At 53.9% G+C, this 26,650-nt stretch carries 21 protein-coding genes and 1 tRNA gene; 15 read left to right on the forward strand and 7 right to left on the reverse strand.

Translation table 11 applies throughout. The features are described from left to right. Positions 1-65: 65 nt before the first annotated feature. The gene (gene sppA / locus D3A97_RS17725) at positions 66-1,823 is read right to left on the reverse strand and encodes a signal peptide peptidase SppA (RefSeq protein ID WP_119079858.1); all 1,758 of its coding nucleotides are present in this window, start codon (positions 1,821-1,823) and stop codon (positions 66-68) included. A gap of 116 nt (positions 1,824-1,939) precedes the next feature. On the opposite strand from sppA, the gene folK reads away from it, so the two are divergent. Beyond that, entirely contained in the window at positions 1,940-2,434 is a 495-nt protein-coding gene (folK, locus tag D3A97_RS17730) for a 2-amino-4-hydroxy-6-hydroxymethyldihydropteridine diphosphokinase (RefSeq protein ID WP_119079859.1), read from the forward strand. Positions 2,435-2,436: 2 nt separating this feature from the next. Beyond that, positions 2,437-3,060: a deoxynucleoside kinase gene (locus D3A97_RS17735; protein ID WP_119079860.1), complete on the forward strand. Its 624-nt coding sequence runs from the start codon at positions 2,437-2,439 to the stop codon at positions 3,058-3,060. Positions 3,061-3,211: 151 nt separating this feature from the next. Here D3A97_RS17735 and D3A97_RS17740 read toward each other — a convergent pair whose 3' ends face one another. Continuing rightward, a complete protein-coding gene (locus D3A97_RS17740; RefSeq protein ID WP_119079861.1) occupies positions 3,212-3,418 on the reverse strand; it encodes a hypothetical protein in 207 nt (68 codons plus the stop codon). Positions 3,419-3,599: 181 nt separating this feature from the next. On the opposite strand from D3A97_RS17740, the gene D3A97_RS17745 reads away from it, so the two are divergent. From D3A97_RS17745 to D3A97_RS17755, 3 genes are all read left to right on the forward strand, one after another. Beyond that, positions 3,600-4,202, forward strand: a complete 603-nt coding sequence (locus tag D3A97_RS17745) for a hypothetical protein (RefSeq protein ID WP_119079862.1) — start codon at positions 3,600-3,602, stop codon at positions 4,200-4,202. A 109-nt stretch (positions 4,203-4,311) separates the two neighbouring features. Continuing rightward, positions 4,312-6,192, forward strand: a complete 1,881-nt coding sequence (locus D3A97_RS17750) for an LA_2272 family surface repeat-containing protein (RefSeq protein ID WP_119079863.1) — start codon at positions 4,312-4,314, stop codon at positions 6,190-6,192. Between the two features lie 40 nt (positions 6,193-6,232). Continuing rightward, positions 6,233-6,886, forward strand: coding sequence for a GNAT family N-acetyltransferase (locus D3A97_RS17755; protein WP_157986609.1), 654 nt, complete (start codon positions 6,233-6,235; stop codon positions 6,884-6,886). Here the strand turns inward: D3A97_RS17755 and D3A97_RS17760 are convergent. Further along, the gene (locus tag D3A97_RS17760; RefSeq protein ID WP_119079865.1) at positions 6,825-8,132 is read right to left on the reverse strand and encodes a BaiN/RdsA family NAD(P)/FAD-dependent oxidoreductase; all 1,308 of its coding nucleotides are present in this window, start codon (positions 8,130-8,132) and stop codon (positions 6,825-6,827) included. The two genes, D3A97_RS17755 and D3A97_RS17760, sit on opposite strands and share 62 nt — an antisense overlap. Positions 8,133-8,245: 113 nt before the next feature. Here D3A97_RS17760 and D3A97_RS17765 point away from each other — a divergent pair, with 113 nt between their 5' ends. Next, positions 8,246-10,684: an MG2 domain-containing protein gene (locus D3A97_RS17765; protein ID WP_119079866.1), complete on the forward strand. Its 2,439-nt coding sequence runs from the start codon at positions 8,246-8,248 to the stop codon at positions 10,682-10,684. Positions 10,685-10,759: 75 nt separating this feature from the next. Here the strand turns inward: D3A97_RS17765 and D3A97_RS17770 are convergent, their stop codons facing one another. Both D3A97_RS17770 and D3A97_RS17775 read right to left on the reverse strand, forming a co-directional pair. After that, positions 10,760-11,053 (reverse strand): hypothetical protein, encoded by a 294-nt coding sequence (locus D3A97_RS17770; protein WP_119079867.1) that lies wholly within the window; start codon positions 11,051-11,053, stop codon positions 10,760-10,762. A 318-nt stretch (positions 11,054-11,371) separates the two neighbouring features. Next, the gene (locus D3A97_RS17775) at positions 11,372-12,571 is read right to left on the reverse strand and encodes a hypothetical protein (protein ID WP_157986610.1); all 1,200 of its coding nucleotides are present in this window, start codon (positions 12,569-12,571) and stop codon (positions 11,372-11,374) included. A 312-nt stretch (positions 12,572-12,883) separates the two neighbouring features. On the opposite strand from D3A97_RS17775, the gene D3A97_RS17780 reads away from it, so the two are divergent. The 4 genes from D3A97_RS17780 to D3A97_RS17795 all read left to right on the forward strand — a co-directional run bounded on the left by D3A97_RS17780 (position 12,884) and on the right by D3A97_RS17795 (position 19,655). Continuing rightward, a tRNA-His gene (locus tag D3A97_RS17780) sits at positions 12,884-12,957 on the forward strand. A gap of 137 nt (positions 12,958-13,094) precedes the next feature. Then, complete coding sequence (locus D3A97_RS17785; RefSeq protein ID WP_157986611.1) at positions 13,095-13,685, forward strand: DUF445 domain-containing protein; 591 nt, start codon at positions 13,095-13,097, stop codon at positions 13,683-13,685. A 191-nt stretch (positions 13,686-13,876) separates the two neighbouring features. Then, positions 13,877-16,435 (forward strand): TonB-dependent receptor, encoded by a 2,559-nt coding sequence (locus tag D3A97_RS17790; protein ID WP_119079870.1) that lies wholly within the window; start codon positions 13,877-13,879, stop codon positions 16,433-16,435. 223 nt (positions 16,436-16,658) lie between these two features. Beyond that, positions 16,659-19,655: a hypothetical protein gene (locus D3A97_RS17795; protein ID WP_119079871.1), complete on the forward strand. Its 2,997-nt coding sequence runs from the start codon at positions 16,659-16,661 to the stop codon at positions 19,653-19,655. A gap of 48 nt (positions 19,656-19,703) precedes the next feature. Here the strand turns inward: D3A97_RS17795 and D3A97_RS17800 are convergent, their stop codons facing one another. Beyond that, on the reverse strand, positions 19,704-20,360 hold the full coding sequence (locus D3A97_RS17800) for a protein-L-isoaspartate(D-aspartate) O-methyltransferase (protein WP_119079872.1): 657 nt from the start codon (positions 20,358-20,360) through the stop codon (positions 19,704-19,706). A gap of 43 nt (positions 20,361-20,403) precedes the next feature. Here D3A97_RS17800 and D3A97_RS17805 point away from each other — a divergent pair, with 43 nt between their 5' ends. From D3A97_RS17805 to D3A97_RS17815, 3 genes are all read left to right on the forward strand, one after another. After that, positions 20,404-21,150, forward strand: a complete 747-nt coding sequence (locus tag D3A97_RS17805; protein WP_119079873.1) for a HEAT repeat domain-containing protein — start codon at positions 20,404-20,406, stop codon at positions 21,148-21,150. Positions 21,151-21,232: 82 nt separating this feature from the next. Further along, on the forward strand, positions 21,233-22,957 hold the full coding sequence (locus D3A97_RS17810; protein ID WP_119079874.1) for a phospho-sugar mutase: 1,725 nt from the start codon (positions 21,233-21,235) through the stop codon (positions 22,955-22,957). Between the two features lie 122 nt (positions 22,958-23,079). Then, positions 23,080-23,937, forward strand: coding sequence for a DUF2279 domain-containing protein (locus D3A97_RS17815; protein WP_157986612.1), 858 nt, complete (start codon positions 23,080-23,082; stop codon positions 23,935-23,937). 7 nt (positions 23,938-23,944) lie between these two features. Here the strand turns inward: D3A97_RS17815 and D3A97_RS17820 are convergent, their stop codons facing one another. Continuing rightward, complete coding sequence (locus tag D3A97_RS17820; RefSeq protein ID WP_119079876.1) at positions 23,945-24,442, reverse strand: phosphoribosyltransferase family protein; 498 nt, start codon at positions 24,440-24,442, stop codon at positions 23,945-23,947. 61 nt (positions 24,443-24,503) lie between these two features. Between D3A97_RS17820 and D3A97_RS17825 the strand changes: the two genes are divergently transcribed. Together D3A97_RS17825 and D3A97_RS17830 are read left to right on the forward strand one after the other, a co-directional pair. After that, complete coding sequence (locus D3A97_RS17825; protein ID WP_119079877.1) at positions 24,504-25,802, forward strand: 4Fe-4S dicluster domain-containing protein; 1,299 nt, start codon at positions 24,504-24,506, stop codon at positions 25,800-25,802. A 16-nt stretch (positions 25,803-25,818) separates the two neighbouring features. Beyond that, positions 25,819-26,601, forward strand: a complete 783-nt coding sequence (locus D3A97_RS17830; RefSeq protein WP_119079878.1) for a (Fe-S)-binding protein — start codon at positions 25,819-25,821, stop codon at positions 26,599-26,601. Positions 26,602-26,650: the final 49 nt, after the last annotated feature.

A 26,650-nucleotide genomic window follows, 5' to 3' on the forward strand; every position in this document is an offset into this window, starting at 1 on the left:
ACCGCGGGGCGGGCAAAAAAGCATGTTGCTTTTTGGCCGGCCGCCTCTAGAAAAAACGCTGATCATTATTCGATCACCATGTTGTACGGCAGCTTGGCCTGTATCCCTCCTGTCATCTGCTTCAACTCCCTGATGGTCTTGTACAGGCTGTACTGCTCGCCAAGCTCTTCCTGTATCATGCGGCTGCGCATTTCGCTGCCCAGGCTCTTCATGATGCGGGCATAGGGGTCTTTTACCTTGGGATAGGTAGCCAGTTTGTGCTCAGGCAGGTTGGCCATACGGGCAGCGCAGGCAATGGCGTCCTTGATACCGCCCAGGCGGTCTACCAGGCCCATTTTATGGGCCTGTATGCCCGTCCACACCCGGCCTTGCGCAATGCTGTCCACCACGGAGGCATCCAGTTTGCGGCCATCGGTAACGCGGTGTTTGAAAGTAGCGTAAATAGTATCTACTGAGCGCTGGATGATCTGTTTTTCTTTCTCTGTGAGCGGGCGGCTGGCGCTGCCGAGGTCTGCGTATTCCGCTGTTTTCACGCCGTCAAAGGTGATGCCCAGCTTGTTATTGAAAAAGCCCTGCATATTGGGCAGCACGGCAAATACGCCAATAGAGCCGGTGAGCGTGTTGGGCTCCGCGAAAATGGAATCCGCCATGCAGGAAATGTAATACCCCCCAGACGCCGCATAATCTCCCATGCTCACAATTACGGGTTTGCTTTTACGCGCCAGGCTCAGCTCCCGCCAGATGCCTTCAGACGCCAGGGCGCTGCCGCCGGGAGAGTTCACCCGGAACACAATGGCCTTGATGTCTTTATCCTGCCGCACTTCCCGGATGATCTTGATGTAATCTTCACTGGCAATGCCGGTTGGCTCTTCATTATGACCGCCGGTGATGTCTCCTTCCGCGTAGATGAGCGCAATGTTGCCGTTCATCTCGTAGAGGTTGTTGGCCTTGTCATAGCTGTTCAGGGATACAAAGTTCACCTTTTCGTCCCCTTTCAGGTTCAGCTGGCGCTTGATATCGTCCATCACGTGGTCGTTATACTTCAGCGCATCCACCAGTTTATATTTTTCCGCGTCTGCCGGCTCCTGTATGAGGCCCTGGTTGGCATAGCCGTGCAGCGTAGCGGTATCTATCTTGCGGGAGGCGGAGATCTTCTGCAGGAACTCTCCGTACAGTTCGCCGAGGAAGGCAGTGGTCTGTATGCGGTTGGCTTCGGTCATTTTCGTTTCGCGCAGCGGTTCCGTGGCGCTTTTGAATTTACCGTTGTAGAAGATCTGCGGTTGTATTTCCAGCTTTTCCAGGGTGCCTTTCAGGTACATCATGGTAATGGAAAACCCGCTGAAATCTATCATACCTTTGGGATGCAGGTATACTTTATCCGCTGCGGAAGCGAGGTAATAAGCGTTTTGCGACATCTGCTCGGCATAGGCCACCACAAACTTTTTGCTTTGCCTGAACTCCGAGATGGCACGGCGCAGCTCTTCGCTGGCGGCGTAGCCGTTGCCGTTGCTTTCCGCCTTGAGGTAAATGCCTTTCACTTTATCGTCTTTCGCTGCTTTGTTGATCAGGCGCACCACGTCGAACAGGCCGGGCTTTTCGGCAGATTTGTCAGACAGGTAGGCCACCACCGCGTTTTCCACTTTCCGCTGTTCGTTGAACGATTCGCTGAGGTCTATCACCAGCACGGCATTAGGCCCAACGGTCACCTTATCGCCGGAGGCAGCTACCCTGGCAATGATCATCAGCATAAACAAAAAAGCGACAATGGAAAAAACGATAAGGGCTACAAAGGAAGCGAGGAAAAACTTTAGGAAACTACGCATGTTCGTTTTGTTAGTTTAGATTCTGGATCGGGTAAAGATACCGGCCCCAAAATGCGAAATCTTCATTATTTTTTTCAAAAATACGGAATATGGCTACTTTTGGGCCGTCAAAATACATGAATACTGCAATATTACTTATAGGTGGCAATATCGGGGACAGGCCCCGGAACCTGCAAAAAGCAGCGGAGCTTATTGCCGCCAGGGCCGGGCATATTACCCGCAAATCAGCCCTTTATGAAACCGCCCCCTGGGGCGGGGTGCAGCAGCCTGACTACCTTAACCAGGCCCTGGTGCTGGAAACGCCCCTGGGGCCGGAACAGTTGCTGGATACCCTGCTGCAGACGGAAAAAGAGATAGGCCGGATACGCCGCCTGAAATGGGGTGCCCGGGTCATTGACATTGATATGATCTTTTTTAACAGCGAAGTGATCACCCTGCCCCAGTTGAAAATCCCCCATCCGCAAATGCAGAACCGCCGTTTTGTGCTGGCCCCGTTGCAGGAGATCGTTCCGGACTGGGTGCATCCCATTCTGCAGCTCACCGTCAGCCAGTTGCTGGAGGCCTGTACAGATACGCTGCCCGCCCATAAACTGGCTGCCGCCACCCCCTGAACATGTATTACCGCTTTATTACCATAGAAGGCAATATTGGCGCGGGAAAAACCACCCTGGCCCTGAAACTGGCGGAGCACCTGCAGGCCCGGCTCATCCTCGAAGAGTTTGCCGACAACCCCTTTCTTCCCAAATTCTATGAACAGCCGGACCAATACGCCTTTCCCCTGGAGCTGTTTTTTATGGCCGAACGGTACAAGCAGTTAAAGGAAGAGCTGATGGCGCAAGACCTCTTTGCCAGTTACACCGTCAGCGATTACTTGTTCATCAAAAGCCTGTTGTTTGCTAAAATGAACCTGCAGGAAGACGAGTTTTCCCTTTTCCAGAAACTGTTCGACATCATCAATCCACAACTGGCCCAGCCGGAACTGCTGATCTTCCTCAATGCCCCGGTGAGCCTGCTGCAAAAGAACATCAAAAAACGGAACCGCAGCTATGAACAGCAAATACCGGATGCCTACCTGCTGAAAGTGCATGACATGTACATGCAATACCTCCGCCAGCACGCTGTGCGCACCCTTATGGTAGACACTACCCAAATGGACTTTTTACGGAGCGAAAACGACTTTAATGCGTTACTGACGGCGCTGGACAAGGACTTTCCGGCCGGGGTGACCTATCTCTGAGCGGCGCACGGGTGGGGTTGCAACGGCCGGGTGTGCCCAGGAAACGTGCCGGGCAGAAAGGAACATTTCCACATTCAAATGAACAGGCATCAATAGTGAGGGAGGCCACTTACCGTTAACAGCAATTGGCCACCCTCAGTACATCAGAGCACTACGCGGCGTCAATTACCGGGTCTACAAAGGAGGTCAACAGGGAAACTGCCAATGGCCCCGCCAGCGGAACATTCAACGCAAACCCTTTTGTAAGGGTATAGGCGGCTTTGACGAGGGTGAGGATGTTGTTCACATAGCCACCGCCCTGGATGTCTGTCAACGCGGCTGCGTCCAGTTCTTCGCAGCCAAATTGTTTGTGGTCCATAGAATATATTTTTTGGTGCCTTTGAATTTACTCCAAAACCAGCATGCTACCGCTTGTCATTTTTGTTCATTATTCCTGCTGTTGTTCAGTCTGTTCAGAAATGTTAAAAAATTTTAACCCTGTATAGGGGCGGCAGCCCCTTAGCCGGTCATAATAGCAGAAACCACAAAAACAGCATATCATGAAACGATTATTACTGCTTGTAACGGTATGTAGCATAGCCGGCCTTGCACAGGCACAGCAAATTGAGACCCTCTCCGGCCACCGCAGCGGCCCCGGCAAGCTGGCCGCCTACGGCGCGCTCCAGGGCAAGCTGACCGCCATAGACGGCAAACTGGCCGTGATCACCGGCGGCTACGGCGGGGTGTTCCTCAACAAGAAAATACTGCTGGGCGCCGGCGGCTACTCCCTCGCCAACCGCATCAGGCTGAACAATACAGACAACCGGGAGCTAGGCTTCTGGTACACGGGCGGGGTATTTGAATATGTGCATAATACAGACAAACTGTTCCACTGGTCTGCCGGCATGCTGGTAGGCGGGGGCGGCATCTCCGAGCGGGAGCGCAGCTACCGCCACGATAAGGACCGGGATCGTGTATACACCTCCAACGCCGTATTTGTTGCGGAGCCGTTCGTGAATGCGGAGATGAATATTACCCCCTACATCCGCGTGATTGCGGGCGGCACTTACCGGCAGGTGCTGGGCGCCGGCAATGTGCCCATTACAGACGGAAAGCTGAGTTTCCCCTCCTTCCACCTGGGCATTAAAGCAGGCATCTTCTAACCGCCTGTACAGAAAGCCCCTTATCCTTTTGCGCTATTTACGCTAATTTTGGCCGCCGGGAACTGCAAACGCAGGCCCGGCGTTCGCCATGCACAAACCCTGTAACACTTTGCCACGTACCTGTTTTATACTCCTGGCCCTTTTCACGAGTATCTGCTCCGCCCCCGGCCTGTACGCCCAGCAGCCGCTCAGCAAAACCGTGTCTGTCAAAGTAGTGCGCCAGCCGGTAGACACCGTGCTGTCCATGCTCAGCCGGCAAAGCCAGGGGGCCATTTCCTACATCGGCAGCCCCTTCCGCAGAGACAGCCTGGTTACGCTCACCATGTTGAACAAACCCCTTAAACAGGTGCTGGACCAGCTCTTCCAGGGCCGCATGCAGTATGTGGAAAGCGGTGACAATATCATTCTCCAGCGGGCAGAAGCGCAGCGGGAGCGGCATTATGTGATCAGCGGCACGGTGCGGGACAGGCGGAGCGGCGTGGCCATACAAAATGCCAGTATTTACGAGCACAGCAACCTTACCTCCACCTTTACAGACGGTGAAGGGCGGTTTCACCTGCGGCTGAGAGACCGCGGGCGGCTCCCTTCCGTACAACTAACGGTCAGCAAGGAATTTTACCTGGATACCGCCCTTTACGTGATGCCCGGCTTTGACCGGGAAATATCCGTTTCCATTGCACCCGCGCCGCCGGTACAGCTGCGGGAGTTCACCGTTACCGATGGCGTGGAAAAAACCTGGCTGGGCAAGCGCCTGCTGTCCAGCACCCTGAGAAGGCAAACCCAGAACATCTCCCGTTTTTTTGCTGAAAAGCCCATACAATCTTCCCTGGTGCCCTCGCTGGGCTCTCATGGTAAAATGGCCGGGCAGGTGGTGAACAAGTTTTCATTGAATATTGTGGGCGGCTATGCCGCCGGCCTGGACGGCGTGGAAGTAGCCGGCGGCTTCAATATCAACAAAAAAGACGTGCAATACGCCCAGGTAGCAGGCCTGTTCAACATGGTAGGCGGCCACATGAAAGGCGCGCAGGCTACCGGCGGTATGAACAGGATCATGAAATCTGCCAGGGGCGCCCAGGCCGCCGGCATAGCCAATATTGTTGACAGCAGCCTTACAGGCGCCCAGGCGGCGGGCGGCATCAACAAGTCCGGCGGCAACTCACAAGGCGCGCAGGTTGCCGGCCTTGCCAATGTGAGTTACGGAGATTTCAGCGGCATGCAGGCTGCCGGCGGGCTGAACACCATCCGCGGCCAGGCGGCCGGCGCGCAGGTATCCGGCCTCAGCAACTTCAACGAAGGGCAGCTGACCGGCATCCAGGTCACCGGCGGGCTCAACCACACCAAAGGCCAGGTGAGCGGCCTGCAAATTGCCGGTATCTATAACTCTTCCGGCGGCGACCTTGGCGGCCTTCAACTCGCCGGTGCGGCCAACCGCATTAACGGCAGCAGCCGCGGCATGCAACTCGGCCTGTTCAACTACGCCCGCCACCTCGGGGGCCTCCAGTTCGGGCTCATCAATGTGGCAGATTCATCCACAGGCACCAGCATCGGGCTGGTGAACATTGTGCGTAAGAACGGCTATTATAAAGTAACCCTTTCCTCCAGTGACCTGCTGCCTGTGCAGATAGCTGTCAAAACCGGCCGCCGGCAGTTCTATTCCATGCTTGTGGCGGGCAAGGACGGACACCAGCACAGCCTGGGTTTTGGCATAGGCCGGGAATTTACGTTATACAAAAACCTCCTGCTTACCACAGAACTGGTGCAGCAAACGGTATTTGGCAATGCCTGGGAAATACACGCTACCGTAGGCCGGCTGCTGCCGCTGCTGAACTACCGCCTCACCCCCTGGCTGGCCATACAGGCCGGGCCGGCGCTTTCCATCGGGGAATACAGCATTGAGCAGCCCGCGCCGGGAAAAGGCTACCCGTCATTCGCCAATGGCGATGGCTTTACCGGCTGGCTCGGCTGGCAGGCTGGTATCACGTTGTTCTGATCACTTTTTTTGTAAATTGGGCATACCTCAAACCGGTAGTATGAAAGCATGGCTGCGTACCGCCCTGCGCGTTTTGCGCACCCTCCGCCCGCCCTCCCGGCGCGCCAACATCAAAAGGATGCAGCGGCGGGGAGAAAGCCTTGATACCATCACCATCAGGGAAGCCAGGGCTACAGACATTCCCGCCCTGGGCGCCTTGCATGCAAAAACCTGGAGCAACACCTATCCGCGGGTAGTGCATCCGCCCACGGCCCAATTGCGGGAATACCAATGGAAAGAACAGTTCAAGGTAACAGACGGCAGCTGGTGCTGCTTTGTAGTGGAGAACAGTGCCGGGCAACTGGTTGGCTTTGCCAAAGGCACGCCTTTCAAAGCAGCGGCGCAGCCTGATTTTAATGGTGAACTAAGCAAGATCTACCTGCTGCGCGAATACCAGCGCCTGGGGCTGGGCAGCAGGTTACTGGAAAAAGTAGTGCAGCATTTTTTACAGCGGAACATCCATAACATACTGCTGTTTGCCGACCCCGGCAACGCCTCTTGCCGGTTTTATGAAACGCTGGGCGCGGAAAAGCTGTTTGACAAAAATGGCGCCTTTCATGGCACGTACGGCTGGCGCAACCTGCAGGAGCTGCTTAACCGCCTCTGCCAAGCTGCGCCGCGATCCACCCGCTCGTCCACGCGTGCTGGAAGTTGAAGCCGCCCGTAATACCGTCCACATCCATCACCTCTCCCGCAAAATACAGGTTGGGCGCCGCCCTGCTGCACATGGTAAGCGGGTCTATTTCGGCCAGTTGCACGCCGCCGCAGGTCACAAATTCTTCCTTGAAAGTGGTTTTCCCCTTTACCGGAAACTCCATGGCCGTGAGCAGCCTGATCAATTTATTCTGTTCGCGGGCCGGCAACTCCGCCCATCTCGCATTTTCGTGTATGCCTGACTGTTGCAGCAAAAACTGCCAGAGCCGCTGCGGCAACCCGAAGGGATTGCGGGTGTGGACCATCTGGCCTCCCATCTCCAGCCGCAGCGCCGCCCAGGCTTCCCGCAGGGAATTTTCGTGATGGTCCGGCAGCCAGTTCACCAGCAGCGTGAACGTATACTGCTGTTCCTGCAGGTAACGGGCGCCCCAGGCAGACAGCCGCAATACGGCCGGGCCGCTCATACCCCAGTGCGTAATGAGCAGCGGACCCGTTTCCTGCAGCTTGCTGCCGGCTATCTTTAACTGTGCTCTGGGTACCGTTACGCCCATGAGGGCCGTAACAGGGTTTTGCGGCATGTTGAAAGTAAAGAGCGATGGCGCCGGCTCCTCAATATGATGCCCGAGCGCCTGCAGCCAGCTGTATTTGCCCGCCTGTGCGTAGCCGCCGGCCGCAATGCATACATAACGCGCCCGCAGGCTGCGGCCACCTGCCATATGCACCAGCCAGTGGCCGTTGGAAGCTGCGGTCGGGGGCCTATCTTGTTCCGACCTCTCCGTTTGACCATGCCCCGTTTGCGGCATATGGTATTCCACTTTTTCCACATCCGAATGGGTCAGCACCTGCACCCCGTAATGGTCCGCCTCCCGCAGCAGGCAGTCAATAATGGTCTGCGAGCTGTCCGTATCCGGGAACATCCGGCCATCTTCCTCCGTTTTCAGGCGCACCCCTCTTTCGGCATACCAGCGTACGGTATCTGCCGTAAAAAAACGGGTAAAAGACTTTTTGAGGAAACGGCCGCCACGGGGGTACCGTTTTATCATTTCAGGAATACTGTCCAGCGCATGGGTCACATTGCAGCGCCCGCCGCCAGACACTTTAACCTTGGAAAGCAGCTTGCCGGTTTTCTCCAGCAGCACCACTTCCAGCCCCGGGTGCAGGCGGGCGGCATTTACCGCGCAAAAGAAGCCGGCGGCCCCGCCGCCGATCACCACCAGCCTGTTCGTTCCCTGATGCCATGAATCCATGGCGGCGAATTTCGCAAATATGTGGTAAATACGAAATGTTAAAATATGGTCAACTTTATCTACTAATTATTCGTAATTCACTATCTTGGAAGATTATAAACCAACAGCAATCCATGCAACGTACATCCCTGAGGAAGTTCCGTGCTCTGTTGATAGCAGGCCTGTTTGCCACCGGCATTGTAAGTGCATTGGGTTTTACGAGACCCGATGACTGGACGGAACGCATTTTGAAAGCACTGGAAAAATTCACCAACAACTACCCGCAAGAGAAAGTTTACCTGCATTTTGACAGGGATTATTACTCCGCCGGAGAAACCATGTGGTATTCCGCTTACATCACCCTCAACGAGCAACCCGCCGTGGGCGCACGCAACCTCTACGCGGAGCTGCGCGATGCCAAGGGCGCCATTGTACAGAAACAACTGGTGGTAGCCAACGAAGGCGGCGCCGCGGGCGAATTTACCCTTCCGGAAAACATGAAGCCCGGCCTCTACCAGGTACGCGCCTACACGGCCTGGATGCTCAACTTTGACAGCGCTTTCCTCTTCTATAAGAACATCCAGATCATGGACCCGAAAACCGGCAAAACAGGTGAAACGCCGGCAGCCAAAGATTTTTCGGTACAGTTCTTCCCGGAAGGAGGAGACCTGATCCATAACGTCAGCAGCCTGGTAGCCTTCAAGGCCATTGACCAGAACGGCTACCCCATGAAAGTGGCAGGCGCCGTGCGGGACAGTAAAGATAAACAGGTAGGGCTCATTGAAACGGTACACGATGGCATGGGCAGCTTTGAGCTGAAACCCGAACCGGGTGAAACGTACAAGGCCGTGATACAGTCCGCCACCGGCCAGCAGAAAACGTTCGAGTTGCCGGCAGCCAAACAAAAAGGCGCAGTGCTCAAAGTATACAACCGGGGCGCACGGGTATTTTACCTGGCGGGCTTCAACGGGCTGGACACCAGCATGAACAAAATGCTGCTGATAGCGCAAATGCAGAACCAGGTAGTATACCGCGCCAACCTCAACGTGGAGGAAGGCCAGGTGAGCGGCCTCATTCCCGCCGCGGAACTACCTTCCGGCATTTTGCAGCTCACCCTGTTTGACATGCAGGGCCGCCCCTTGAGCGAGCGCATCGTATACCTGAAACAGAAAAACGATCTGCTTGACTTTATGCTGGACCCCAACGAGCTGAACAAAGAACCGCGCGGCCGGACGGAACTGGTACTGCAAGTGCCTGACAGCATGAAGGGAGGCCGCATCAGCGTATCCGTAACGGATGCGGACCAGGTGGCGCAAGACCCGTATGCCAACAACATCATTTCCAATACCCTGCTCACCTCAGACATTCACGGCTATGTACACAACCCGTACTGGTATTTCGAGAATGACAGCACCAGCACCCTGGCCGCGCTTGACCTGGTGATGCTCACCAATGGCTGGCGGCGTTTTTCCTGGCAGGAGATACTCCAGGATAAGTTCCCGAAGCTCACCTATCCTTACGAGCAGGGCATTAACATTACGGGCACGGCCCGCACCGCCGGCGGCCAGCTGGTAACGGACGGCAACGTGAGCTTCCTGATCCGCATACCCATAGACAGTTCTTCCGCCTTTGCCTCCGCCCCGGTAGATGGCCAGGGCCGGTTTTCTCTCAGCAACCTGCTGTTCAGCGATACGGCCAACATATACTTCCAGGGGAATATGGCCAACAAAAAATGGAAAGACGTAGACGTGAAGTTTGACCGCCACTTTTTTGACATTTACACCACGGTTAAAACGCCCGTTCCCCTGTTACCGCCCCCGCCCATGAACAACCAGGTGCTGAAAAACTACCTGGCCACCGTGAATGAAGGCATAGGCGTCAATAAAATGATCAACAACCGCCCCATTATGCTGAAAGAAGTGAACATCAACGCCCGCAAACCCACCGTGGCCGAAACCACGGAAAAACGGTATGCCAGCGGTATGTTCAGCGGCGGGGACGGTTATACTTTTGACCTCACCGAAGAGCCGCCCACCTCGTTCAACGTATTCCAGTACCTCCAGTCACGCGTGCCCGGCCTGCAAATTGGCGGGGACCTGAGCAATCCCAGCCTCAGCTGGCGCGGCGGCGCTCCCGGCGTGTACCTGGACCAGATGCCGGTAGACGTGAGCATGGTAGCCTCTATTCCCATGGCAGACGTAGCGCTCATCAAAGTGTTCCGCCCGCCGTTTATGGGCGGTATGGGTGGCGGTAACGGCGCCATTGCCATCTGGACCCGCCGCGGCGGGGATTACAAAGGCGATCCGAACGCCAAAGGCATGGACCTCGTGAAGAAAGGCGGCTACAAGATCATCAAGGAGTTTTACAGCCCTGACTACGCCGTCAAAAAAGCCGTACACGCCCTGCCAGACAAGCGCCTTACGCTCTACTGGAACGCCAGCCTGCGGCTGGACACCACTAACCAGACCACGCGCTTCACTTTCTATAACAATGACTTTACGAAGAACTACCGCGTAGTGGTGGAAGCCATGGACCAGTATGGCCGTGTTGGCAGGATGGTGAAAACGTTCTGACGTTTTTTATAACTTTAGTACATACTTGCACGAGGGAGGATGGGATACATGCTCCCTCGTGTTTTTTATCCCTCCCTAATAATCCCTTCCACCTCCATTATGCCCATGCCCTCTCTCCTGCACCAGCTTGAATACCTTGCCCGTAGTGCCTGACGGCCCTGCCACGCTTGCTACCGTGAGGTACACCTCCCCTTCAATATCCTGACCGAAACCTTTCAGGTAGTATCCCAGGTCATCAGGATTATCTTTCAGCGTTACCTCTGCAAAGTCCCACAGGCCGCCGCCGTCACGTGAATTGGCGACGCATGCTTCCCGCAGGCAGATAAGGTGTACTATGGTACGCTTACTGTTAAGCCCTGGATAAGGCATGGATAAGTTACCTCTATATAGAGATGGGATATGGATGGGATATCCTTGGGACATGGGTATGATATGGGTAAGATATCCTATTCGAAACCCAGTACCAGCCTACCTTTGCCTTGTCCTAAAATAGGTTACGCCTTTAGTGATAAAATCCTGATAAAGGTTTACTGGGCAAACCGGCATGCCCTTCCGTATAGACATGGCAAACGCTGCCACAATACAATGAAAATCAATCGAAAACAGGAGAATTACCGGGAAGGGACCAATAGAAAAAGGCTGCACCAAAAGAATTGATGCAGCCCCTCCATTGCAATGCTATAAAAATTACTCTTTCAACTTGCTCAGGTAAAAGCTCAGTTTGAACAGCAGTTCATCCTGCAGGCCTGCCCGCAGCTTGGCTTCTTCTTCGGTAATGCCCAGCCTTCTCAAACGCTGGTAATACACATAGGAGCCGCCTATCAGTTCGAGGCATTCCTGTATTTTTACCTTCACTTCCTCTTCCTTCGCTCTTTTCTCAAATTCTTTCTTGGAGAGGATCTTGTCTACAAAATAAAAAGCGTCTTTATCTTCCAGCCACTTATCTCCTTCCCTGTGCTGGGGTTTATATACCTCCAGGTAGCAGTTGTCCAGCTTGAGCGCTTCCCCAAATTCCGCCTTGATATCTATGACCAGCGGCTTTTCCGCGGTGCGGTTGGCGAGGCGTTTTTTGATGGCGTTGCTGATCTCCACGCCCAGTTCCCCGCCGTTCATCAGCAACTGGTTCAACTCGGAAAATTCCAGGCCAATGGTGATGCGGGAATAGCTCCTGCCGTTCCTGACCCTGCCGAACAGGGTGGTATTGTCGTCAAACACAATGTCTTCCACCTGTATCTTGGAAATGGTCTTGTAGTTGGGTTTGTAACCTTCTTCGGCCGGCGTGAGCCGTTTGTTCTGCGGCTTGGCCACTTCCTGCCGGCGCAGCTGCTGGATAAAATCGTCCACAAAACGTACCTGCTGTTTTTTCAGTTTGGCGTACAGCTCGTGGCTGGAATAGTTATGCACTTTGCTGAGTACGGACAGATCGCCCCAGCTTTTGTGCTTTTGCACGTTCTTCAGCTCGTCCAGGATGTCTTGCGGCGCCATGTTCCTGCGGTACATCAGCTCCCCTACCAGGAAGATGGCATATTCATGCGCAGGGTAACCCAGCTCCGGCAGTACATCGTAAGGGCTCCGCTTTTGATCGCGGGCCTGTGTCAGCAATTCGATATCGCTCATAACCGGTGACAATAAATACTTTCTCGCGGCCATCCGTAATTTCTTGCTTACGTAATCCAGCAACTGCTCATTCACCACGCTGTGATTCACAAAATCGTGCAGGATCTGTACGAACCGTTTGGATACCGGTAAGCCGAATTGGGTCAGGATATCGTTCTCCAGTTCCTGCACGGAATCCTCCTCCTTCTCTACCGCCTTTCCGGACGGTTGTTTCTCCAGCTTCTGGTACTGTTGATAATACTGCTGTAATTTCAGTTTCAGTTGATCCATATGCATAATTACTTGTATGTCAGACTTATATATAAATTTTTCTTGGTTTATAAAAATAAAAAGCCCAGCACTTCGCATGCTGGGCTAGTAAGTTGATTGGGTATTTGCGAATGGCAAAGATAAGGCATTTTTTGTGGAAATCATGTGCATAACCGGGCTTTCTGATAGATTTCCATCTTTCATATGTTAGGGTGCTTACCATCAGGCAGTTACCCTGCACAAAAAATTCGGCTATAATTCAAAAATATTTATGCGCGCGTTTGGAAAATGCAATGGTTTTCCATTACCTTTGCACTCCGCAAAACACACATGGTGACCATAGCTCAGTTGGTTAGAGCATCAGATTGTGGTTCTGAGGGTCGGGGGTTCGAGACCCCTTGGTCACCCGGACAATGAAATGGCCTTTCAAAGAGAGGCCATTTCTCTTTTTACCTGGATTTGGAACGTTTTTACCTGGATTTGGAACGGCGGTTTGAAACCCGGCTCCGGCGCACCGGCCCAATCCAAAAATCCGCAATTACCCATGCTCTACCTCATTCCCATATTAGGCGCTTTTACAGGCTGGCTGGTGATCAGGGCCGCCTTCTGGCTGTTGTTCCGCCCGGTTCAGCCGGTGAACCTGGGGCTTTTCACCCTGCAGGGCATTTTCCCTGCCCGCCGGCAACAACTGGGGGAGCAACTAGGCAACATGGTGGCCACGCAGTTCTTCTCTTTCGAGAACATCCGCGGCAAACTGACAGACCCTGAAAAGATCAGCGCCATCAAACCTTATGTGGAAGAACACCTGGAGCATTTCCTGCGCAAAAAGCTGCCGGAGACCATGCCCATGATCTCCATGTTCATCGGAGACAGCACCATTCTCCAGATCAAGACCACCCTGGCCAACGAGCTGGACCTGCTATTCCCGAAACTCATCAGCCAGTACCTTGATAATGTGAGGAACGAGCTGGACCTCCGCGCCATTGTTTCCGCCAAAGTAGCCGCCCTTTCTTCCGAAGAAGTGGAGCAGGCCCTGCGCCGCCAGCTGGGAGGCGGACTGTCAAAAATAGGCTGGGCGGGCGCCGCCCTGGGCTTTATCATAGGCCTGCTGCAAATGCTGCTGGCACTGGCCTGATCTGTTAAAAAGTGTTAATGCCTTCTACCCCGGTTTTACCCGCTTTCGTCTCGGGAAACAATCCCTTTATCACTATTTTTTCCGGGCATTTTGTCCAGCCCCTACTTTTGTGCTGCAAATTACCTTTACCTGTAAAGGTCTTTATTAAAAACAACGTCTAAATCCTGAGTTAAAGTTTCAAAGTCAAGAAGATGAAAAAAGTGAACGCATTATTCCTGGGACTGATGGCCTTGCAGTTGCATGCTGCTGCGCAGGCGCCGCAAGGAAGGCCCGCAGGCGCAGGCCAGCAACGCCCGGGAGGAGCCAATATGCCACAGATCGGTCAGATATACGGTAAACTGGTAGACGCTCAAACCAAAAAAGGCGTGGAGTATGCCTCCGTAGCGCTGCTGCGGCAAAAAGACTCCAGCGTGGTAACGGGCATGCTGAGCAAGCCCAACGGGGATTTCAACCTGGAAAACCTGCCTTTCGGCCCCTTCCTCCTCCGTATCAATTTCATGGGCTATAATACCATCTATAAAAAAGTAACCGTTGCGCCGCAGTCCGTTTCGCAAGACCTCGGCAACATCCGCATGGAAGCTAACGCCAAAGCCCTGGCGGAAGTGGAAGTGACCGGGCAGCGCAGCGCCTTCCAGATGAACATTGATAAAAAAGTGTTCAACGTAGACCGTAACCTCACCAGCGTGGGCGGTACGGCAACAGACGTACTGAAAAGCGTTCCTTCCGTGAACGTGGACATAGACGGTAACGTGCAGGTAAGGAACTCCTCTCCCACCATTTTTGTTGACGGCAAGCCCAGCACCCTGAGCCTTGACCAGATACCGGCAGACGCCATTGAGAGCGTGGAGCTGATCACCAACCCCTCCGCCAAATACGATGCGGAAGGCATGAGCGGCATCCTGAACATTGTGCTCAAAAAGAACAAAAAAGCCGGCTTTAACGGTATGCTGATGGGCGGCATTGGTACGGGAGACAAATACAACGCCGGCGGCAACATCAACGTACGCCAGGGCAAGGTGAACTTTTCCGCCAACTACAACTACAATTCCAACCGCAACTGGGGCAAAGGCACAACAGAACGTACCAACTTTGCCGTGCCCGGCGCTTCCGAGCTGAACTACATCAACCAGAACAGCGACAGCCGCAGCGGCGGCCTGTTCCAGTTTGGCCGCATCGGTCTGGACTATTACCTGGACAACCGCAACACCATTTCACTAACGCAGAACATTGTAGGCGGTACCTTCAAGAACAGGGAAACGCTGGGAAGCATTTACCTGGACGAGCACAAAGACATGACCCGGCGCAACACCCGGTATTCAGACAACAAATTCGGGTTTAACAACTACACCACCACGCTGGGCTTCAAACACCTGTTTGCCGAAGCCAACAAGGAACTGACGGCAGACGTGTCCATGAACAAAAGCAACAACAACCGCAACGGCGGGTTCAGCACGCAGGGAGAAGACCTTGCCGGCAACCCCGTGGGCGACCGTTTTGTGCAGTCCAACTACAGCAAGGGCAATACAGATTTCTACACCTTCCAGGCGGATTATGTAGACCCCGTAGGCAAAACCGGCAAGTTTGAAGCAGGCGTGAAAGGTACCCTACGCAATTACACCAGCATATACGATGTATTTGACGGCAATAACAACGGCAAGCAGAAAATAGACAGCCTTTCCAACGACTACAAATACAACGAGCAGATCTATGCCGCGTATGTCAACTACTCCAACGCCATCAAGAACTTCGGTTACCAGGTAGGCCTGCGGGCTGAACAGTACGTATACGCCGGCGAAATACCCAGCGAAGGCATGAAATTCAAGCCCACCAAGGCGGTACCCGGTTTCTTCCCGAGCGTATACCTGTCCTACAAGCTGGAAAAGGAGCAGGAAGTGCAGTTGAACTATTCCCGCCGGGTAAACCGTCCCAACTTCTTCCAGCTGATCCCTTACCGGGACTTTTCAGACCCGCTGAACCACCGGCAGGGCAATCCCAACCTGAAACCGGAGTATACCAACAGCCTGGAGTTTTCTTACATGAAAACCTGGAAGAACCATAACTTCCTCGGTTCATTGTACTACCGCAATACCAACAACCTCATCAGCACCCTTAACGAGCCCATTCACGCCGGTACGGACACGCTGCTCACCACCTTTGTGAACGCCAACAAGAACTTCTCCTACGGAGCGGAACTGACCATGAAGAACCAGATCATCAGGGGCTGGGACATCACCACCAACGTGAATCTTTACCAAACGGAGCTGCAGGTGCGCAATGAGAAAGAGAATTATACCAACCGCGGCTTCAGCTGGATGGCCAAGATCAATTCAGAGACCAAGCTGCCGGCCAACTTCACCTTCCAGGTAACGGCCAACTACCAGGCGCCGGCCATTACCCTGCCCGCAGGCAGCGGCGGCGGCCGTGGCGGCGGTTTTATGATGATACCTACTTCCGCGCAGGGCACCATCAAAGGCCTCAGCTCCGTAGACCTGGCGCTGCGGAAAGACTTCCTGAAAAGCAAGGCCCTCACCGCCACCCTGTCTCTCAGCGACGTGTTCAACACCCGCGAGTTCGGCATGGACCAGGAGTCTCCCTACTTCCTGCAAGACATGGTGCGCAAACGCGAATCAAGGATACTGCGCCTCAACCTCAGCTACCGTTTCGGCAAGTTTGACGCCCAGCTGTTCAAACGCAGGAACAACCGCAGCGGCGGGGACAACATGCAGATGGACACCGGCGGAGGGTTCTAATACAAGTTTTAGTTATCAGTTATATAGCGCAAAGGCCGACCGGATTACTCTGGTTGGCCTTTCTCTTTCTAAATACCCACATGTGGGTATTCCCCAATTCATCCATGTGGTTTACTTTTGCCCCGAAATGCAGAGCGTGACCCCTGATACCGTTTAAGCACTGTTTGTTTTAATCATACTTTTTTTGAAGTCCCTATCACCTTTATCAACTAAAATTCCCTGTATGCAACGCAACCCCATGGCCGGCATTGTTATGCTGCTGCTGATGCCGCTGTTGATAAACGCCCGCTCGCCGGGCACAGATACTACCGGCAAACCCAGCCAGCAACCGGTACCTGAGTTTAAAAATGCCTATAACATTGCCCTCAGCCTCACCACCCATTACGGCCCCACAGGCAAAGACAGTATCATCAACACATTGGCGGCGCTGGCCTGGTACGCGGGCGTAAAAGAGCCCCGGGAGCTTCCTGACAAAATAAAACGTTCGGAATATGGCATATTGGCCATGAAGGTGAACGCGCTCCTGAACAACATCGTTAACCCGGACGGTATTTTTTCCTGGACAGAAACAATATTTAACGAACGTTACCAGGAGGCCCCCAGCCATAAGGCCCCGCTGCTGGATGCATTGAAAAAGGCCTGGGATGCGGGCAGGGCCGCCGCGGCGGATAGCCTGAAAATGAATAACAAAAAAAGGGAGATAGATACCACGGAGCGGCACCTGCTGCATACCAAAGACACACTGGTTGACAAGGAAAATGTGTTGCGGTCCAACCGGAAAGACCTGGCATCCATTACAGACCCAACACGGATAGATGGGTACAGATCTATCATTGACGCCGCGGAGAAAGACAGCAGCTCCCTGGCCAGGTCCCGGGATTCTCTCATCCCGAAACTCAGCGCCGACCTGCAGGAATATGAAAGGCTTGAGAAAGCAGCGGCCGGCCAGGCCGAGAAGTTAAAGAACGCCAGGATAGCGGTTTGGAAACTACTGGAAAAGCCCGAATACGATGCGTTCAAAGCGGCAAACTTCAGCCCCGTGTTTACAGGCGTTTCATTTTCCGCGAGTGATACGGAGAAACTGCAAAACGAACTAAAAGAAATAAGCAAAGGTTCCGTTACCTACGAGCAGTACGTCATCAACAGCGAACAGGCCGGCCTCACCCCGCTGTCTTTCAAAATGCCGTCACAGGCGGATATGATAGAGGCGCTGGCCATTTACCTTGCCAAAAGAGTAAAGCAGGAAACCGTGTTGTGGTTTTTTGAAACGCTCCGCAGAAGCGCCGATGCCAATGAGTTGATCAGGGAAGGGTTTCCAGAAACGGTAAAATTGCTGGAAAGTGGCGCAATTTATGAAACCCCCAACATGGGCTCCGCCTGGCGTTACGCGCTGTCAAAAGACTTTATTTCCTTTCCGCAACATGCTTTTGAAAGCAAATGGCTGCAAGCATATGTTCCGGAAAGCGGGCAGAACATTCTCAACGACCTCCGTACCGGCGTTACCATTGCCAGGCTGTTGCAGCAGCAATACAGCTACAACGATATTGTGCGGTACCTGTACATGGACATGTTGTCCAGCTCACCGGGCAAACCTGCTATGAGCCAGCACATTGTCAGCCTGCTGTACGGTTTGCAGTACGAATTGCTGGTAAAAACGGGTACCGGGCACAGGAGCCTGGCCTTTGAAGACTTTGACCGGATGGACAACAACACCTTTATGGTGATGCTTGAACTGATAGACCTCCGTTACCACAAATGCGTGGCAGGCCTTACTGGCTGGAAAACGGCAGAAAAGAACCTGGCGGCCGGGCAGGTACAGCAACTCAAAACATGGATCGGCAAGTTGCAATTCACGATCAACCAGATACAGCTTGCACGGAAGGAACTGGATAAAGCCATCAGTGCGCTCAACAACAAACCTGATATCAGCAATTTTACGTTTTCGCATTACTCGGTATGGAAATTTTTTGAAGAGCTGATGAGGAACGCATTGCCAGACAGCACGCTTACAGGGCCGGGCATATCTACTTACCGCAAATCGCTGCAATACCTTGCGCAAGCCCAGGAAATATATGAGCTGCTGGAAAAAAAGAACTACAGCGGCGCTATAGGCGCTACCTTCAACGTGCTGGACGCCATCATGGAATCTGCCGCAGACGGGCCTGCCAATATGAGATTGCTGGCAGAAACTGTTACAGGGAAGAAAGATGACCTGCCCAAAAGTCTTGCCGGGGCGTATCAAAAAGTGGTGTCCATTTATAAAACAACGTTGTCTGATGGCGGCCTCAGTAATCTTATGTCCCTCATTCACGGGAGGATAGATACAGTGGGGCTTCACTTTGAAACAGACAGCAGCGTAAAGGTAGGCAACATTCCCGCGCTCTACATGGTCAAAGACACCGTCTTTGCCAATGCCAAAGCACTTGAAGATTACATTTGTGCGGCGGTCTTGCACAACGCTGCCAAGGCGGCAGAAGTTGTTACAACCTTTTCCGGCAACCTGTTGCTCCAGCACAAGCAGGAATATTACGATGTCCGCCAGTCCGCACTGCGCATTGCCAGCTTTCTGAACGATGTGTCCCTGGCCGGGGACAGCAAACAGCTGGCCCGCGTCATAGAGTCATACGCCATGCCTCCCGGTTCTTACAAACGTAAGAGGAACGTGTGGTACTCCCTTGACCTCAATGCATTTGTTGGCGCTTACGCCGGCGGCGAATTTCCTGTAAAAACGTTCAACAGGGATGCTACCAATGTGAAGGGCGGCGGCGTGTGGGGCCTGAGCGCCCCCATCGGCATCTCCTGGAGCCGCACCATCGGGAAGAAAGCAGCAGAACGAACTATCTCCAAAAACGGCAATCTCAAAAACAAACGGTCTGGCTGGTATACACCCTCCGGGCATACCTTCAGCTTCACGCTAAGCGTGGTAGATATCGGCGCCGTGGTCAGCTACCGGTTTACCAATACAGAATCCGTACGGCCGCAGGAATTTAAATGGGACCAACTGGTAAGCCCCGGTATTCACGCCGGGTGGGGCATTCCCGGTACGCCGCTGGTAATTAACACGGGGTTCGTGTTCACCCCGCAGCTCAGGCGGGTGGAAGCTGTAACAGGCGAAACGGCGGTTGACAGGCAGTTCAACACCTTCCGCCTCTACGGCGGCATCTTCTTCGATATTCCCCTGTTCAACCTGTGGGAACGGAAAAGCATCACCAGGAGATAAAAAAAGGGCTGGCCGATAACCGGCCAGCCCTTTCAAAATATCTTCTCCTCACCCCTTCTTCCCCGTCAGCATCGGCACAAAAGAAAAATCATCAAACACCTCCCGTTCAAACTCGTCTTCTCCTGTTTTGGTGATCCGCAACATGCGCTGCACGTCTTGCCCGCCTACGGGTATCACCATCTTCCCGCCAATTTTCAGCTGCTGCAGCAGCTTCTCCGGCAGCTGGGGAGCGGCGGCCGTTACCAGTATCTTGTCAAACGGCGCAAAAGTGGGCAGGCCTTCATACCCGTCCCCATAAAAAAACCGCAAAGTGGGGTACTTTGCCTTGAAGGGGAACTGTTTTACAAGGTCAAACAGTTTTTTCTGCCTTTCAATAGTATACACATTCGCCTTCAGCTCTCCCAGTACACATGCCTGGTAAGCGCTGCCGGTGCCGATCTCAAGGATTTTCTCAAAGGGTTTGACTTCCAACAACTGGGTTTGATATGCTACCGTATACGGCTGCGATATGGTCTGCCCTTCCCCTATTGGAAACGCCCTGTCTTCATATGCGATCCCTTCAAAAGCCGTGTCCAGGAAGTAATGCCGGGGAATGTTGTTGATGGCCGCCAGTACATTTTCATCCGTAATGCCTTTCTGCCTGATGTTGTCTACCAATTGTTTGCGTAATCCTTTTTGCTTATAGTTATCTTCGTACCGCCTCATGGGCGCAAAATTAACTATTACAAGCGATTTTCAAAGTTGTTACATGGCATTTTACGACCTGTCAAAAGAAGCCCGCGCGGCACTTGTGCAACAGATGGAAGATACCATCGGCAAAGCCCTGCGGTCAGGCCGCCTGGCCCCTTTAGAGGCCTATGCGGCCGATGAGGATACCTACATCCGCAAAAGCGCCTATCAGGCCCTGGGCCGCCTGTACGCCGATCGTCCGCAACAGGCGCTGGAGGCCATTGCTCGGCTCCTGGAAGCAGCGGACCCGAAAGTGAGGCAGACGGCCGTAAACGCCGCCGGCGAGATCGGCCGCGGCAATTTTGAGGTGGTCAGCGCCGTTATGGATAAAGGCCTGCTGGATGAACACCATATAGTGCGCAACGCAGTGATCGGCTCCGTGAAAAAGATGGGCGAAAAGAACCCCGTGCCCGTACTGGCCTGGGCAAAGGGCTACCTCCGGCACCCGGATAAGGAGATACGGCGGGAAATATGCCACGGTATTGAGCTGAGGGGAAGAACGCACCCGCAAGACATTCTGCCCCTGCTGGAAAGCCTGCAGCACGACAAGACGGCCCGCGTGCGCAACACCCTGGTGCACGTGCTGGGGCAGATAGCCTATAAAAAGGGCTGCCTGGAAACCGTGGTGGCCGCCCTCAAGACCTGGGAAAACCAGGCCCTGGTGCAGGATGCGCTGGTAGAAATCATTGACGTACACGGGCGCTACAGCAACTTTGCGGTAAAAACGCAGGCCCAGGCAACGGAATATATAACAAAATCATTCTGAATGAATCCGGCATGATATTGGTTTTCTCATTAATTTACACTCCCGATTATACATTAGTGCCCTGTAAACAGTATATTAATCTATGGACGCAAATATTCTCAGTAAAGTAGAACAATGGCTGGATGGCGGCTTTGACGCAGAAACCGTGGCAGCCGTACGGAAACTCCAGCAGGAAAACCCGGAAGAGTTAACCGACGCATTTTACCGCAGCCTCGAATTTGGCACCGGCGGCCTGCGGGGCGTCATGGGCCCCGGCACCAACCGGATGAACAAGTACACCGTGGGAATAGCCACGCAAGGCTTTGCCAACTACCTCAAAAAATCCTTTACAGGAGAGATCAAGATGGCCATTGCGCATGACAGCCGGAACAACAGCCGCTTCTTTGCCGAAGTAACGGCCAACGTAATGGCCGCCAACGGCATCAAGGTGTTTTTGTTTGAAAGCCTGCGCCCCACGCCGGAGCTTTCCTTCGCCATCCGCCACCTGCAGTGCCAGGCGGGCGTAGTGGTCACCGCCTCTCACAACCCCCGTGAATACAACGGGTACAAGGCATACTGGAACGATGGCGCGCAGCTGGTGCCCCCGCACGACAAGAACGTGATACAGGAAGTGGAGAAGATCGCCGGCATTGGCGAAGTGAAATGGACGGGCTGGGAACAGAACATCACCCTCATCGGTAAAGATATGGACGAGGCCTACCTGCAAATGCTCAAGGGCCTCAGCGTACATCCTGAAATAGTGGCGGCGCAGCATGACCTCAAGATCGTGTACACCCCCATTCACGGCACCGGCATCACCCTGGTACCGGAAATACTGAAACGCTTCGGCTTCACCAACGTACATGTTGTGGAAGAACAAGCCAAACCCGACGGGAACTTCCCCACGGTAGTATATCCCAACCCGGAAGAGGCAGAAGCCATGAGCATAGGCCTCAAGAAGGCCGCCGCCCTGGATGCGGACATTCTGCTGGGTACAGACCCTGATGCGGACCGTGTAGGCATTGCCGTGAAAGACCATACCGGCAAATGGATACTCCTGAACGGGAACCAGACGGCCGTGCTGCTCTTCAATTACATTATTGAAGCGCGCAAACGTAAAGGCCTTGCCCGGCCGAACGACTACATCTGCAAAACCGTGGTAACCTCAGACCTGATAGACGTGTTTGCCGCCAGCAACAACATCCGTTGCTACAACACCCTTACAGGCTTCAAATGGATAGCCGACCTCATCCGCCGCAAGGAAGGGGAAGAGAACTTCATTTGCGGAGGGGAAGAATCTTATGGTTACATGATCGGCGATAACGTGCGGGACAAAGACGCCATTGCCTCCGTGGCCATGATCTGCGAAATGGCGGCCTACGCCAAAAACCAGGGCAAGTCACTGTTTGAGCAACTGATTGACGTGTACCTCCAGTACGGTTTTTATAAAGAGTCCCTCATTTCCATCACCAAAAAGGGCATGAAGGGAGCGGAAGAAATTGCGGCCATGATGACGGCATACCGCCAGCAGCCGCCTGCCGCCATCAACGGCTCCCCGGTGGTGAAGATCTTTGACTACCAGTTGCAGCACGTGACCACGCTGGCTACCGGCGAAAAAACGCCGATAGACCTGCCTAAATCCAACGTATTGCAATTCCTGCTGGAAGACGGCAGCCGCATTTCTGCGCGCCCCTCCGGCACGGAGCCGAAGATCAAATTCTACTTCAGCGTACACGAGCCGCTGGATAGCGTGGCAGACGTGGAAAGAGTGGAGCAGTTGCTGGATACCAAAGTCAGCAATATTATTCACGATATGAAACTTGGATGATCCTATTTCGAGTAAAAAAAATGCACACAGGCGGGTCCTCATATACCTTATGCCTGTGTGCATTTTTATTTTGGGCCAACGCCACCGGGGCGCAAGACACCGCCAAAAAAGGTTTCTTTGATGTGCCTGATACCGTTATGCCCGCCCGGGTGTGGACCCTGGCCGCCGGTTCCGCGGCCGCCTATACCGGCTCCCTGCTGGTGCTGAACAAGTACTGGTATAAAGACTATCCCAAACGCAGCCTGCATACCATCAACGATTTCGGGGAATGGCTGCAAATGGACAAGTTCGGCCATGTGTACAGCGCTTATCTTTTCTCCAAATACAGTCGTGAAATATGGCGCTGGAGCGGGCTTCCGCGCAAGCAGCAAATATGGATAGGCGGCCTGAGCGGGTTTGCCTTCCAGTCCGTCATAGAATTTCTTGACGCGCATTCCGCGCAATGGGGCTGGTCCTGGGGAGACATGGGCGCCAATGCCCTCGGCGCCGGCATCATGATCGGCCAGGAGCTGGCCTGGAACGAGCAGCGCTTCCAGCTTAAATTTTCCTCCACGCCGGTGCATTACCGGGACCCCGTGCTCAGGGCGCGCGCTATTGACCAGTTTGGTACGCGCCTGGTAGAAAGAACGCTCAAGGATTACAATTCACAAACCTATTGGCTCTCCATGAACATCTCCAGCCTGTTGCAGGAAAAGAACATGCCCCGCTGGCTCAACGTGGCGGTGGGTTATGGCGTGGAAGGATTGTATGGCGCAAGGGGCAATAACTGGGAAGATGGCGAAGACGTACTATACAGCTACTCCCACATCCGCCGTACCCGCCGGGTGTTTCTTTCACCGGATGTGGACTTCACCAAAATACCCACCCGCCATAAGGGCGTAAAGATCCTCTTCCAGGTACTGAACATGATCAAAGTACCGGCTCCTGCGCTGGAGGTGAACGGCGCTGGACAATTGAAATTACATGCATTGAAATTCTGACGGTGCGTTACACCAGGTAAGCAGAACGTATCTCCTCCCCGTCTACGTCTACCATCACCATGTCTTGCAAGGTGGTGGAAAGGCTGTAGCCCACAAAGTCAACGTATAACGGAAATGATTTGTGGCGGCGGTCTACCAGCACGGCCGTCTGTATTTTCTTGGGAAGGTATTGCAGGAAGGGTTTCAGCGCGTACAGCATGGTACGGCCGGAGTTGGCCACATCATCTATCAGTACTATCACTTTGCCGGTAAAGTCCGCCTGTTGGGAAATGGTCACTTCGCGCGGTGCCTGTTTGTCCAGCCTGATCTCCATCACTTCTATGTTGAAAGTGGCAATGCGGCGGAGGTGCGCGGCAATCTTGTTGGTGAGAATGGAGCCGCGGTCCCAGATGCCGACCAGTATCACAGAAGGCTCATCATAATTGTGTTCATATATTTCATACGCAATCCGTTCTATCTTCTTTTCTATTGCCTCTTGCGTCAGGATAACGTTCTTATTTTCCATATTGCGGTTTTGTGCAGCCAAAAATACATAAATTGCGATAACAACCGGTCAAATCAAGGATATGCAAATTGTCAGTCAGTTACTTTTCCTCATTGCCCTTGGCGTGGCAATATATATATTTTCACGCAGGGCGCTGGGCATCAGGCGGAATATATTACTGGGCAGGGACGTGCAGCTCAATGACCAGCCCGCGCTACGCTGGAAGAACCTGTTGCTGCTGGCCTTCGGGCAGAAAAAAATGTTCCGCAATCCCCTGGTGGCCGTACTGCACTTTTTCGTATATGCGGGTTTCCTGATCATCAACATCGAGATACTGGAGATCATTATTGACGGCATGGCCGGCACCCACCGCATTTTTGCGCCTTACATGGGCGCGCTGTACAGCGTGCTGATCGGCTGCTTCGAGATACTGGCCGTACTGGTGGCCGGCGCCTGCCTCATCTTCCTGGTACGCCGCAACCTGCTGAAACTGAAACGTTTTATCAGCAAAGACCTGAACGGGTGGCCGCGCTCAGACGCCAATTACATCCTGCTCACAGAGATCATCCTGATGCTGCTGTTCCTGACCATGAACACGGCAGACCAGGTGCTGCAAAGCCGCGGCGCGGAACACTACTACGCAACGGGCCCTTTCTGGGTCACCGGCCACTTTGCCCCGTTGTTGTCCGGCCTGTCAGACAGCGCGCTGCTGGCCGTTGAGCGCGGCGCCTGGTGGCTGCATATACTGGGTGTGCTGGCCTTTCTGAACTATCTCCCTTTTTCCAAACACCTGCACATCATATTGGCCTTTCCCAACGCTTATTATTCAGACCTGCGGCCCAAAGGCAAAATGGAGAACATGCCCGCCATCCAGCAGGAAGTATTGTACGCCATGCAGCCGGAACTGGCCGCCAATGCGCCCGCGTCAGACACGGTGCCCAAGTTTGGCGCCAAAGACGTGCAGGACCTTACCTGGAAAAACCTGCTGGACGCTTACGCCTGTACCGAATGCGGTCGCTGCTCCGCCGCCTGCCCCGCTACACAAACCGGCAAGGCGCTTTCTCCCCGGCTCATTATGATGAAAACGCGGGACCGGCTGGAGCAAGTAGGCCAACAGAAGAACGGGGAAGCAGACGGCAAAAGCCTGCTGCGCGATTATATTACGGAAGAAGAGCTGCGCGCCTGCACCAGTTGCGCGGCCTGCGTGGAAGAATGCCCGGTGAGCATCAATCCCCTGCACATCATTTTGCAGATGCGCCGCCACCTGGTGATGGAAGAGTCCAGCGCCCCGGCGGAGTGGAACATGATGTTCTCCAATATCGAGAACAACATGGCCCCCTGGAAATTCAGCCCTGATGACCGTGACGCCTGGGCTCACTAACCGAAAAAAGAATTGTATGCAGATAAAAACGATGGCCGAATATTTTGCCAATGGCGAAACGCCGGAAGTGCTCTTCTGGGTAGGATGCGCGGGCAGCTTTGATCAGCGTGCGCAGAAAATTACCCGTGCATTTGCGGAGATACTGGAGCGCACAGGCATCCGCTTTGCCGTGTTGGGCAAGGAAGAAGCCTGCACCGGAGACCCCGCCCGGCGCGCTGGCAACGAGTTCCTGTTCCAGATGATGGCGTACAACAACATACAGGTGCTGAACAACTACGGCGTTAAAAAGATCGTGACCGCCTGCCCCCACTGCTTCAATACCCTGCGCAACGAATACCCGGAACTGGGCGGGCACTACGAAGTAATACACCACGCCACCTTTTTACAGCAGCTGATAGACGAAGGCCGCATCAAAATAAAGGAAGGCGGCAGCTTTAAAGGTAAAAAGATCACCTACCACGACTCCTGCTACCTGGGCCGTGCCAATAATATTTACGAAGCCCCGCGCGCCGTACTGGAAATGCTTGACGCCGACCTGGTAGAAATGAAACGCTGCCGCAGCAAAGGCCTGTGTTGTGGCGCCGGCGGCGGGCAAATGTTCAAGGAAGAAGAAAAAGGCACTACCCGCGTGAACTTTGAACGGGGCCGCGAGGCCGTGGCCACCGGCGCTTCCGTGATTGCCGCCAACTGCCCCTTCTGCATGACCATGCTGACAGATGGCGTAAAGGAAGCCGGAAAAGAAGAAGAGGTAAAGGTGCTGGACATTGCCGAAATTATTGCCACAGACATGCAGCAGTAGCCATCTTATCCAGACGGCGCCAGTAATGACAGGCGGCAGTGCCGGTATC

It is taken from the genome of Chitinophaga alhagiae (assembly GCF_003568665.1).
GTDB lineage: Bacteria > Bacteroidota > Bacteroidia > Chitinophagales > Chitinophagaceae > Chitinophaga > Chitinophaga alhagiae.

Excerpts from the sequence above, each read along its gene's own strand:
- sppA (WP_119079858.1), bottom strand. The coding sequence starts at position 1,823 with ATGCGTAGTTTCCTAAAGTTTTTCCTCGCTTCCTTTGTAGCCCTTATC.
- folK (WP_119079859.1), top strand. The coding sequence starts at position 1,940 with ATGAATACTGCAATATTACTTATAGGTGGCAATATCGGGGACAGGCCC.
- D3A97_RS17735 (WP_119079860.1), top strand. The coding sequence starts at position 2,437 with ATGTATTACCGCTTTATTACCATAGAAGGCAATATTGGCGCGGGAAAA.
- D3A97_RS17740 (WP_119079861.1), bottom strand. The coding sequence starts at position 3,418 with ATGGACCACAAACAATTTGGCTGCGAAGAACTGGACGCAGCCGCGTTG.
- D3A97_RS17745 (WP_119079862.1), top strand. The coding sequence starts at position 3,600 with ATGAAACGATTATTACTGCTTGTAACGGTATGTAGCATAGCCGGCCTT.
- D3A97_RS17755 (WP_157986609.1), top strand. The coding sequence starts at position 6,233 with ATGAAAGCATGGCTGCGTACCGCCCTGCGCGTTTTGCGCACCCTCCGC.
- D3A97_RS17760 (WP_119079865.1), bottom strand. The coding sequence starts at position 8,132 with ATGGATTCATGGCATCAGGGAACGAACAGGCTGGTGGTGATCGGCGGC.
- D3A97_RS17765 (WP_119079866.1), top strand. The coding sequence starts at position 8,246 with ATGCAACGTACATCCCTGAGGAAGTTCCGTGCTCTGTTGATAGCAGGC.
- D3A97_RS17770 (WP_119079867.1), bottom strand. The coding sequence starts at position 11,053 with ATGCCTTATCCAGGGCTTAACAGTAAGCGTACCATAGTACACCTTATC.
- D3A97_RS17775 (WP_157986610.1), bottom strand. The coding sequence starts at position 12,571 with ATGGATCAACTGAAACTGAAATTACAGCAGTATTATCAACAGTACCAG.
- D3A97_RS17785 (WP_157986611.1), top strand. The coding sequence starts at position 13,095 with ATGCTCTACCTCATTCCCATATTAGGCGCTTTTACAGGCTGGCTGGTG.
- D3A97_RS17790 (WP_119079870.1), top strand. The coding sequence starts at position 13,877 with ATGAAAAAAGTGAACGCATTATTCCTGGGACTGATGGCCTTGCAGTTG.
- D3A97_RS17795 (WP_119079871.1), top strand. The coding sequence starts at position 16,659 with ATGCAACGCAACCCCATGGCCGGCATTGTTATGCTGCTGCTGATGCCG.
- D3A97_RS17800 (WP_119079872.1), bottom strand. The coding sequence starts at position 20,360 with ATGAGGCGGTACGAAGATAACTATAAGCAAAAAGGATTACGCAAACAA.
- D3A97_RS17805 (WP_119079873.1), top strand. The coding sequence starts at position 20,404 with ATGGCATTTTACGACCTGTCAAAAGAAGCCCGCGCGGCACTTGTGCAA.
- D3A97_RS17810 (WP_119079874.1), top strand. The coding sequence starts at position 21,233 with ATGGACGCAAATATTCTCAGTAAAGTAGAACAATGGCTGGATGGCGGC.
- D3A97_RS17820 (WP_119079876.1), bottom strand. The coding sequence starts at position 24,442 with ATGGAAAATAAGAACGTTATCCTGACGCAAGAGGCAATAGAAAAGAAG.
- D3A97_RS17825 (WP_119079877.1), top strand. The coding sequence starts at position 24,504 with ATGCAAATTGTCAGTCAGTTACTTTTCCTCATTGCCCTTGGCGTGGCA.
- D3A97_RS17830 (WP_119079878.1), top strand. The coding sequence starts at position 25,819 with ATGCAGATAAAAACGATGGCCGAATATTTTGCCAATGGCGAAACGCCG.